Raw genomic sequence first — 10,184 nt, forward strand, 5'->3', positions numbered from 1 at the left:
TATCCGTGTCAGTGGAACTTTGGCAGCAGTGCGTGGAGCTTTTGCGCGATGAGCTGCCTGCCCAGCAATTCAACACCTGGATCCGTCCGCTACAGGTCGAAGCCGAAGGCGACGAGTTGCGTGTCTACGCGCCGAATCGTTTTGTTCTCGACTGGGTCAATGAGAAGTACCTGAGCCGCGTCCTCGAATTACTCGATGAGCATGGCAACGGCCTCGCACCTGCGCTTTCTTTATTAATAGGCAGCAAACGTAGCTCTGCACCTCGCGCTGCGCCGAACGCACCGCTGGCAGCGGCGGCTTCGCAAGCCCAGGCTGCGGCGGTACCGGTTGCAGCTACACCCGCACCGACACCCTCCAAATCCTCTGCGCAAAAAAACGCGCCTGAGCATGAAGAACCGTCTCGCGACAGCTTCGACCCAATGGCGGGTGCCAGCTCGCAGCAAGCGCCGGTCCGTGCCGAACAGCGCACAGTGCAGGTCGAAGGTGCGCTCAAGCACACGAGCTACCTGAACCGTACATTCACTTTTGAGAACTTCGTCGAAGGTAAATCCAACCAGCTGGCTCGTGCTGCCGCCTGGCAGGTAGCCGACAACCCCAAGCATGGTTACAACCCACTCTTCCTTTATGGTGGCGTTGGCTTGGGTAAGACTCACTTGATGCATGCTGTGGGTAACCATCTATTAAAGAAGAATCCGAATGCCAAGGTTGTGTACCTGCACTCGGAGCGCTTCGTGGCTGACATGGTCAAGGCCCTGCAGCTCAACGCCATCAACGAATTCAAGCGGTTCTACCGCTCGGTTGATGCGTTGCTGATCGACGATATTCAATTCTTTGCCCGCAAAGAGCGTTCCCAGGAAGAGTTTTTCCATACCTTCAACGCCCTGCTCGAAGGTGGCCAGCAGGTCATCTTGACCAGTGACCGTTACCCGAAGGAAATCGAAGGCCTGGAAGAACGCCTGAAATCGCGCTTCGGCTGGGGCTTGACCGTTGCGGTAGAGCCGCCGGAGCTGGAAACCCGCGTCGCGATCCTGATGAAAAAGGCCGACCAGGCCAAGGTCGATCTGCCTCACGACGCTGCGTTCTTTATTGCCCAGCGCATCCGCTCCAACGTGCGTGAGCTGGAAGGTGCGCTCAAGCGGGTCATCGCACACTCGCACTTCATGGGCCGCGATATCACCATCGAGCTGATTCGCGAATCCTTGAAAGACTTGCTGGCACTGCAAGACAAACTGGTGAGTGTGGATAACATCCAGCGCACCGTGGCCGAGTACTACAAGATCAAGATTTCCGACTTGCTGTCCAAGCGCCGCTCGCGCTCGGTGGCACGTCCCCGTCAGGTGGCCATGGCGCTCTCCAAGGAGCTGACCAACCACAGCCTGCCGGAAATCGGTGATGTGTTTGGCGGCCGCGACCACACCACGGTCTTGCACGCGTGCCGCAAGATCAACGAACTTAAGGAATCCGACGCGGATATTCGCGAGGACTACAAGAACCTGCTGCGTACACTGACAACTTGATGACACCAGCGCAGCTTATTAAGGCAAGGGACTAGACCATGCATTTCACCATTCAACGCGAAGCCCTGTTGAAACCCCTGCAACTGGTCGCAGGCGTCGTCGAGCGCCGACAGACCTTGCCGGTGCTTTCCAACGTATTGCTGGTAGTCGAAGGCCAGCAATTGTCCCTGACCGGTACCGACCTTGAAGTCGAGTTGGTTGGTCGTGTGCAGCTGGAAGAACCCGCCGAACCTGGCGAGATCACCGTACCGGCGCGCAAGCTGATGGACATCTGCAAAAGCCTGCCGAACGACGCGCTGATCGACATCAAGGTCGATGAAGCCAAGTTGGTGGTTAAAGCTGGTCGCAGCCGCTTCACCTTGTCCACCTTGCCGGCCAATGATTTCCCGACTGTGGAAGAGGGCCCTGGCTCGCTGACTTGCAGCCTGGAACAGAGCAAGCTGCGCCGTTTGATCGAGCGCACCAGCTTCGCCATGGCCCAGCAGGACGTGCGTTACTACCTGAACGGCATGCTGCTGGAAGTGTCGGAAGGCATTATCCGCGCGGTGGCGACTGACGGTCACCGTCTGGCAATGTGCTCGATGCGTGCCGATATCGGTCAACCTGACCGTCACCAAGTCATCGTGCCGCGCAAGGGTATTCTTGAGCTGGCGCGTCTGCTCACTGAGCCGGATGGCAATGTCAGCATTGTCCTGGGCCAGCACCACATCCGCGCAACGACTGGCGAGTTCACCTTCACGTCCAAGCTGGTAGACGGTAAGTTCCCGGATTACGAGCGCGTGCTGCCTAAAGGTGGTGACAAGCTGGTACTGGGTGATCGTCAGGCCCTGCGTGAAGCGTTCAGCCGTACGGCGATCCTGTCGAACGAGAAGTACCGCGGTATCCGTCTGCAACTGGCCAATGGTCAGCTGAAGATCCAGGCCAATAACCCGGAGCAGGAAGAAGCGGAAGAAGAAGTGGGCGTCGACTACAACGGTGGCTCGCTGGAAATCGGTTTCAACGTGAGCTACCTGCTGGATGTGCTGGGTGTAATGACCACCGAACAGGTTCGTCTGATTCTGTCGGACTCCAACAGCAGCGCCTTGGTGCAAGAATCCGATAACGACGACTCGGCTTACGTTGTCATGCCGATGCGCCTGTAATCATGCTCAGCAGAAGCTAGATGTCCCTCAGTCGCGTCTCGGTCACCGCGGTGCGCAATTTGCACCCGGTGACCTTCTCCCCCTCCCCCCGCATCAACATCCTCCACGGCGCCAACGGCAGTGGCAAAACCAGCGTGCTGGAAGCCATTCATTTGCTGGGGCTTGCCCGTTCCTTCCGCAGTGCTCGCCTGTTACCGGTCATCCAGTACGAACAATTGGCGTGCACGGTATTTGGCCAAGTCGAACTGGCGGAAGGTGGGCACAGCAACCTGGGGATATCTCGTGATCGCGGCGGAGAATTCCAGATTCGTATTGATGGGCAAAATGCTCGCAGCGCGGCGCAATTGGCGGAAATCCTGCCACTGCAGTTGATCAACCCCGACAGTTTTCGATTGTTGGAAGGCGCGCCCAAAATCCGCAGGCAATTCCTCGATTGGGGAGTGTTCCACGTGGAACCGCGGTTCATGGCCACTTGGCAGCGCCTACAGAAGGCCCTGCGGCAGCGGAACTCATGGCTGCGGCATGGTACACTTGACGCCGCTTCGCAAGCGGCCTGGGACCGTGAACTGTGCCTGGCCAGCGACGAAATAGATGAATACCGCCGCGCCTACATCAAAGCCTTGAAACCAGTCTTTGAGCAGACCTTGAGTGAATTGTTGGAGCTCGAGGGGCTGACGCTGAGCTACTACCGTGGTTGGGACAAAGAGCGTGAACTGAGTGCAGTACTCGCCACGTCCTTGCAGCGAGATCAGCAAATTGGCCATACACAGGCTGGCCCTCAACGTGCTGATTTGCGTCTTAGATTGGGCGCACACAATGCTGCGGATATCTTGTCCCGTGGCCAGCAGAAGTTGGTGGTGTGCGCTTTGCGTATCGCCCAGGGCCACTTGGTTAGCCAAGCCCGGCGCGGTCAATGTATTTATCTGGTGGACGACTTGCCGTCTGAACTCGACGAGCAGCACCGCCGATCGCTATGCCGCTTGTTGGAAGACTTACGCTGCCAGGTGTTCATCACCTGTGTAGACCACGAATTATTGAGGGAAGGCTGGCAGACGGAAACGCCAGTCGCTTTGTTCCACGTGGAACAGGGCCGTATCACCCAGACCCACGACCATCGGGAGTGAAGGCATGAGCGAAGAAAACACGTACGACTCGACCAGCATCAAAGTGCTGAAAGGTTTGGATGCCGTACGCAAACGTCCTGGTATGTACATCGGCGACACCGATGATGGTAGCGGTCTGCACCACATGGTGTTCGAGGTGGTCGACAACTCCATCGACGAAGCGCTGGCCGGTCACTGCGACGACATCAGCATCATCATCCACCCGGATGAATCCATCACTGTGCGCGACAACGGTCGCGGTATCCCGGTTGATGTGCACAAAGAGGAAGGCGTTTCGGCGGCAGAGGTCATCATGACTGTGCTCCACGCTGGCGGTAAGTTCGACGATAACTCCTATAAAGTCTCCGGCGGTTTGCACGGTGTAGGCGTTTCGGTGGTAAACGCCCTGTCGGAAGAACTGGTGCTGACCGTTCGCCGTAGCGGCAAGATCTGGGAACAAACCTACGTACATGGCGTGCCTCAGGCACCGATGGCGATTGTGGGTGACAGTGAAACCACGGGTACCCAGATTCACTTCAAGGCCTCCAGCGAGACCTTCAAGAATATTCACTTCAGCTGGGACATCCTGGCCAAGCGTATTCGTGAACTGTCCTTCCTCAACTCCGGTGTGGGTATCGTCCTCAAGGACGAGCGCAGCGGCAAGGAAGAACTGTTCAAGTACGAAGGCGGCCTGCGTGCATTCGTTGAATACCTGAACACCAACAAGACTGCGGTCAACCAGGTGTTCCACTTCAACATCCAGCGTGAAGACGGCATTGGCGTGGAAATCGCCCTGCAGTGGAACGACAGCTTCAACGAGAACCTGTTGTGCTTCACCAACAACATTCCACAGCGCGATGGTGGTACTCACCTGGTGGGTTTCCGCTCCGCGCTGACGCGTAACCTGAACACCTACATTGAGGCCGAAGGCCTGGCGAAGAAGCATAAAGTCGCCACCACCGGTGATGATGCGCGTGAAGGCTTGACCGCGATTATCTCGGTTAAAGTACCGGACCCTAAGTTCAGCTCCCAGACCAAAGACAAGCTGGTGTCTTCCGAAGTGAAGACCGCAGTGGAACAAGAGATGGGTAAATACTTCTCTGACTTCCTGTTGGAAAACCCGAACGAAGCCAAGCTGGTTGTCGGCAAGATGATCGACGCCGCACGTGCCCGGGAAGCGGCGCGTAAAGCCCGTGAGATGACCCGTCGTAAAGGCGCGCTAGATATCGCCGGCCTGCCAGGCAAACTGGCGGACTGCCAAGAGAAGGACCCTGCCCTCTCCGAACTGTATCTGGTGGAAGGTGACTCTGCTGGCGGCTCCGCCAAGCAGGGTCGTAACCGTCGCACCCAGGCCATCCTGCCGTTGAAAGGTAAGATCCTCAACGTCGAGAAAGCCCGTTTTGACAAGATGATTTCTTCCCAGGAAGTTGGCACCTTGATCACGGCGTTGGGCTGCGGTATCGGTCGTGACGAGTACAACATCGACAAGCTGCGCTACCACAACATCATCATCATGACCGATGCTGTCGTCGACGGTTCGCACATCCGTACCTTGCTACTGACGTTCTTCTTCCGTCAGTTGCCGGAGCTGATCGAGCGCGGCTACATCTATATCGCCCAGCCACCGTTGTACAAAGTGAAGAAAGGCAAGCAAGAGCAGTACATCAAAGACGATGACGCCATGGAAGAGTACATGACGCAGTCGGCTCTGGAAGATGCCAGCCTGCACTTGAACGACGAGGCTCCGGGTATCTCCGGTGAGGCGCTGGAGCGCTTGGTCAACGACTTCCGCATGGTGATGAAGACCCTCAAGCGTCTGTCGCGCCTGTACCCTCAGGAGCTGACCGAACACTTCATCTACCTGCCGGCCGTGAGCCTGGAGCAGTTGGGCGATCACGCCGCCATGCAGGAATGGCTGGCTCAGTACGAAGTACGCCTGCGTACCGTCGAGAAGTCCGGCCTGGTCTATAAAGCCAGCCTGCGTGAAGATCGTGAACGTGGCGTGTGGCTGCCAGAGGTCGAACTGATCTCCCACGGCCTGTCGAACTACGTCACCTTCAACCGCGACTTCTTCGGCAGCAACGACTACAAAACCGTAGTGACACTGGGCGCTCAACTGAGCACCCTGCTCGACGACGGCGCTTACATCCAGCGTGGCGAGCGCAAAAAACCGGTCAAGGAATTCAAAGAAGCCCTCGACTGGCTAATGGCTGAAAGCACCAAGCGTCACACTATCCAGCGATACAAAGGTCTGGGCGAAATGAACCCGGATCAGCTGTGGGAAACCACCATGGACCCAAGTCAGCGTCGCATGCTGCGGGTGACCATCGAAGACGCCATTGGCGCAGACCAGATCTTCAACACCCTGATGGGTGATGCGGTCGAGCCTCGCCGTGACTTCATCGAGAGCAATGCCTTGGCGGTGTCCAACCTGGACTTCTGATCAGGTCAGCCGCTAAAACAAAAAGGCCAACGCTTAGCGTTGGCCTTTTTTATTGGAAATCCGATAAGAATTTCCAAGATGCTCCACGTGGAACATCGCCGATTTTAGCCTGGCGTAGTCGCCACACTTTCCAACCGATACCCATACCCATAGATGGTTAACAGCTGCCAGCCTCGGTCCGCGGTCAGTCCCAGCTTATTCCGCAGCCGATAGATATGTGTATCCAGCGGCCGAGACGACACCATTTCTTCATGGGACCAAAACCGCTCATACAGATATTCCCGGGACAGTGGCCGTGCCAGATTGGCGAACAAGCAACTGGCCAGTCGGTACTCCCGTTCGGTCAGGCTGATCGGTGTGCCCGCACGGGTGACAGTTAATTCGGCATCATCAAAGGTCAGGTCATTAAAGCTTTGCAGTTCGCTGGTGGCGGGCTTCTGCAGGCCATGGCGACGTAAGACGGCACTGACCCGTGCCTTGAGTTCGTTGGGGCGAAAGGGTTTGCTGACGTAATCATCAGCGCCGCTGTTGAGGGCCGTGACAATATCGCTCTCCGCATCTCGGCTGGTCAGCATGATGACCGCAGGGGGAGAATCCATGTGTTCTCGGGTCCAGCGCAACAAGGCGATGCCGGTGATATCGGGCAGTTGCCAATCGAGTATCAGCAGGTCGAAGGTTTCCCGACGTAGCTGGCGCAGCAGGTCTTCGCCGCGCTCGAAACAATGCAGGGACCAGGGCTGTTCCGCAGTGTTGGGGATCTGTCGCAGTGTCTGTTCCACCCGCCGTAATTCTGCAGGTTCGTCATCCAATATTGCGACACGCATGGGTGGGTCCTTTCTTCTTGAAGAGTACGGCAGTCGTCAGGTTTCGGTAGGGGCTGGTTCTGCGCTGCGCAGATTTCAGCTGTTGAATCTGAACAATTATTGCCGAATTCTCAAGCCCCTGGATCTCTAGGTACGATGATGTCAAATGGCCGTTAAGCCATAGGAAGTCATCAATATCCATGCTGGAAGATACCGGCTCGAGACCGTCAGGAAAAGGATCAATGGCAATCAGGCTTTATGCTGTGTCGAGACGAGCGATCGTCATGGAGCAGGTCAATGTGTGGGGGCGGATGGTTTTGTTGGTGATTGCGGCGGTTCTGGGAACGGAAACGATTGGTGTCTCTAGCCCGGCAGCGGCGCCTACTCCGTTTGACGAGCGGCAGACGTTAGGTGAATCGGGTGATGGAATGGGTTTCGCAAGCTCCCCCTTCCAGCAAGCAGAAGTAATCCAAGGGGGCCAACGCTGGGTCTTCTAGCCGTGTTGAATCTGAACAAATGTTACATATTCTCCAAATACACCTTTGCTGTAGGTAAATTCTCTCTCGCTGAGTGACACGCAGATTGGAGCGCGGGATGCGCTCCGACACAGGATGTGTCAACCACAGTCCAAGGTTCGCCAGGGACTGTTGTCGGAGGGATGAGATGGACAGTTTTTCTTCGATGTATACCCCGAACCAGAACACTAGGTCGGGTTCGACACAGGGACGTGTCATCCTATGCGATGAACTCCACTCCCCGAACATTACGGCTACCAAGTGCGATACATCATCGGGTATCGTAGGTGGCATTCAAGGTCTTCCTGCTGCAAGCTTCTGGAAGTGCTTTCTGATGATCCATTAGAACCAGAATCTTGATGAGCGCCATGACCTTTTTTTCCTGCCAATACCGCCATCTTTTTTTCACATTTTTGGGCTCAGGCCTGATCGTTGCGTTGAGCTCTGTGAGTTCGCCTGCGGTTGCGCGCTCCGCTCCTCCCCGTGCGCCCTATATTGATGACAACCTGCTCTGCCGTGCGCAGCCGTTGCCGGCACTCGTCCAGCATCTGACGGGCGAAGCCTGGAAGCTGGATGAAAAAGGCGTGTCGACCGTGCTGATGGAAGGCATGGCTATTGATGAGCAAGAGAGTATAAAAACGTCCCCTTCGGCATTTGTCAGCTTGCTGCTGGGGGATGGCTCGCGGATTGTCCTGCCTTCCAGCTCTCAGGTCCGATTGCACCTGGTGGAGGAACAGGCGATCCCTCAGGTCATTCTTGAGCAGGGCCAAGTCGAAGCCTATGTGATCAAGCGTGCCAGCGATTATGACCGCTTCCAGATCGTGACGCCTGTGGGTGTATTGGGTGTGCGTGGCACGCACTTCCGGGTTCGCAACGATGGCGAACAATCGGTGGTCGAAGTGCTCAATGGGCAAGTGGCGGTAAATCGTGACGAGCCGCGGCCCAGCACTCATTCCGTTAATAAAAAGAAACCAGTGATCGGCCCAATGCCGGACGAAGTAAAGGTCGGCGCTCGCCAAGGATTGGTGGTTAAGAAACAAGGCGAGCTCAAGCCGGTAGAGTTGCTGAATCCTCCTGTTTTAGTGGGGCAAGATGGCCAGAAAGGTGACGCGCCAGTCTGGACCCTGTTCTTGCGACCACTGCCGGGCGCTCAACGCTATCGGGCACAGGTTGCTACCGATAAGGAATTCATGGACATCAAGCAGGAAAACTTCTCCAGTAAGCCGAAAATGAGCTTCACTGGGCTGAAAGCGTCGTTCTACCATGTGCGCTTGTCTGCTTATGATGAACACGGGCTGGAGGGCGCCACCGGGGTCTATGACATCTTTTATTACCCACCCACGACTCGTGTTCAGCAGGCATCCGGCGGTTGATTGGTGAGCCTGTGGCGCAGGACTGAAAAGCGTGAGCCAACCCAGGCCCAGCGGCTGTTCAACGGCCTGGTTCGTGAGTGGATGTGGATCAGCCTCCTGTTGTTGCCCCTGACGGCATTCCTGTCTATCAATCCTGGTCTCGCCCTCAATAACCTGCTGTATGACAGCCTTCGCCGTTTGAGCCCCTTGCCGGTTGATCCGCGCATTCTGCTGGTGACCATCGACGAACGTAGCCTTAAACAACTTGGTCAATGGCCATGGTCGCGGCGCGTCCACGCCGACTTGATTGATCGTCTGAGTGCTGCCAAGCCCGCGGGTATTTTGTTTGATGTGATTTTCAGCGAACCGGCCCGTGAGCCTGCCAACGATCAACGTCTGGCCGAAGCCATTTGCAACGCCGGTAATGTATTGCTGCCATTGATTCGCGAAGAAATGCCCCGCTACGGCCAGGCTGTGATGCAAATTCAACCCGTGCGCCCTCTGCGTGATTGTGCCCGGGGGGTTGGCCATATCAATGTCGAGGCTGACAGCGATGGCATCGTTCGCAACCTCTATTTACGTGAAGGGCCACCTGGGCAGATGACGCCTCAGTTGGCGTGGCTGGCGTTCGAGTTGGCTGGGCAGGCTGCTTCCATGCCGGGCTTGTCCGGGCCAGAGGGACATGCCGATTGGCAACGGGAGAATGCGATTCGGATTCCCTTCATCGATGCCAGTGCAGGCTTTGCCAGCGTGCCCTATGTCAGCGTGTTGCGCGGCGAGGTTCCGTCCGAAGTTTTGCGTGATCGCCTGATTTTGGTGGGGGCCACTGCGCCCGGCATGGGTGATCGCTATGTCACACCGTTATCAGCCCGTGTGGGCACCACCGCAGGTGTCGAGATCCAGGCCAACGTCCTCAATGGCCTGCTGCAAGAGCGCAGCATCGTGGTGTTGCCCGGTTGGCTGGCAGCGTTGATAGCCACCGCAATGGTGGCTCTGCTGCTGGGTTTGCTGCTGTTCCGGCCGCGCTACGCACTGTGGCTGACCTTGGGCTGCATGAGCGCTTCCCTCTTCAGTTCCTGGGCGATGTTGAGGCTGGGTGACTGGTGGTCGCCGGCGGCCTGTCTGATTGGCTTGCTGCTGGCCTACCTGATCTGGAACTGGCGTCGCCTGAGCGTGATCCTGGCTTATTTCGGCTGGGAACTGGCCCGCTTGGACAACGAACCGAAGGTCCTGCCGGAACGGCGTCGTGCGCCTGCCAGTAAGGGTGATGTGTTGCAAGGGAGGATCTTTGCCCTGGAACAGGCCGTCA

General features: G+C 56.9%; 7 protein-coding genes. 6 read left to right on the top strand and 1 reads right to left on the bottom strand.

Going from position 1 to position 10,184, the window contains the following annotated elements:
* The first annotated feature begins 5 nt into the window (after nt 1-5).
* The 4 genes from dnaA to gyrB are packed head-to-tail and all read left to right on the top strand — an operon-like array spanning nt 6 to nt 6,205.
* Complete coding sequence (gene dnaA / locus ACRESD_RS03890; protein ID WP_431749722.1) at nt 6-1,517, top strand: chromosomal replication initiator protein DnaA; 1,512 nt, start codon at nt 6-8, stop codon at nt 1,515-1,517.
* Nucleotides 1,518-1,555: 38 nt separating this feature from the next.
* A complete protein-coding gene (gene dnaN, locus ACRESD_RS03895; RefSeq protein WP_431749717.1) occupies nt 1,556-2,659 on the top strand; it encodes a DNA polymerase III subunit beta in 1,104 nt (367 codons plus the stop codon).
* A gap of 20 nt (nt 2,660-2,679) precedes the next feature.
* Nucleotides 2,680-3,783 (top strand): DNA replication/repair protein RecF, encoded by a 1,104-nt coding sequence (gene recF, locus ACRESD_RS03900; protein ID WP_431749718.1) that lies wholly within the window; start codon nt 2,680-2,682, stop codon nt 3,781-3,783.
* A 4-nt stretch (nt 3,784-3,787) separates the two neighbouring features.
* Nucleotides 3,788-6,205, top strand: a complete 2,418-nt coding sequence (gene gyrB, locus ACRESD_RS03905) for a DNA topoisomerase (ATP-hydrolyzing) subunit B (RefSeq protein ID WP_431749719.1) — start codon at nt 3,788-3,790, stop codon at nt 6,203-6,205.
* Nucleotides 6,206-6,309: 104 nt separating this feature from the next.
* On the opposite strand, the gene ACRESD_RS03910 is transcribed toward gyrB, so the two are convergent.
* Nucleotides 6,310-7,029, bottom strand: a complete 720-nt coding sequence (locus ACRESD_RS03910; RefSeq protein ID WP_431749720.1) for a response regulator transcription factor — start codon at nt 7,027-7,029, stop codon at nt 6,310-6,312.
* Nucleotides 7,030-7,891: 862 nt separating this feature from the next.
* On the opposite strand from ACRESD_RS03910, the gene ACRESD_RS03915 reads away from it, so the two are divergent.
* Both ACRESD_RS03915 and ACRESD_RS03920 read left to right on the top strand, forming a co-directional pair.
* Complete coding sequence (locus ACRESD_RS03915; RefSeq protein WP_431749723.1) at nt 7,892-8,896, top strand: FecR family protein; 1,005 nt, start codon at nt 7,892-7,894, stop codon at nt 8,894-8,896.
* Nucleotides 8,897-8,899: 3 nt separating this feature from the next.
* Nucleotides 8,900-10,184 (top strand): CHASE2 domain-containing protein (locus ACRESD_RS03920; protein WP_431749721.1); only part of this gene is annotated, 1,285 nt, incomplete at its 3' end.

This window comes from Pseudomonas sp. (genome assembly GCF_050739995.1).
In the GTDB taxonomy this organism is placed as follows: domain Bacteria; phylum Pseudomonadota; class Gammaproteobacteria; order Pseudomonadales; family Pseudomonadaceae; genus Aquipseudomonas.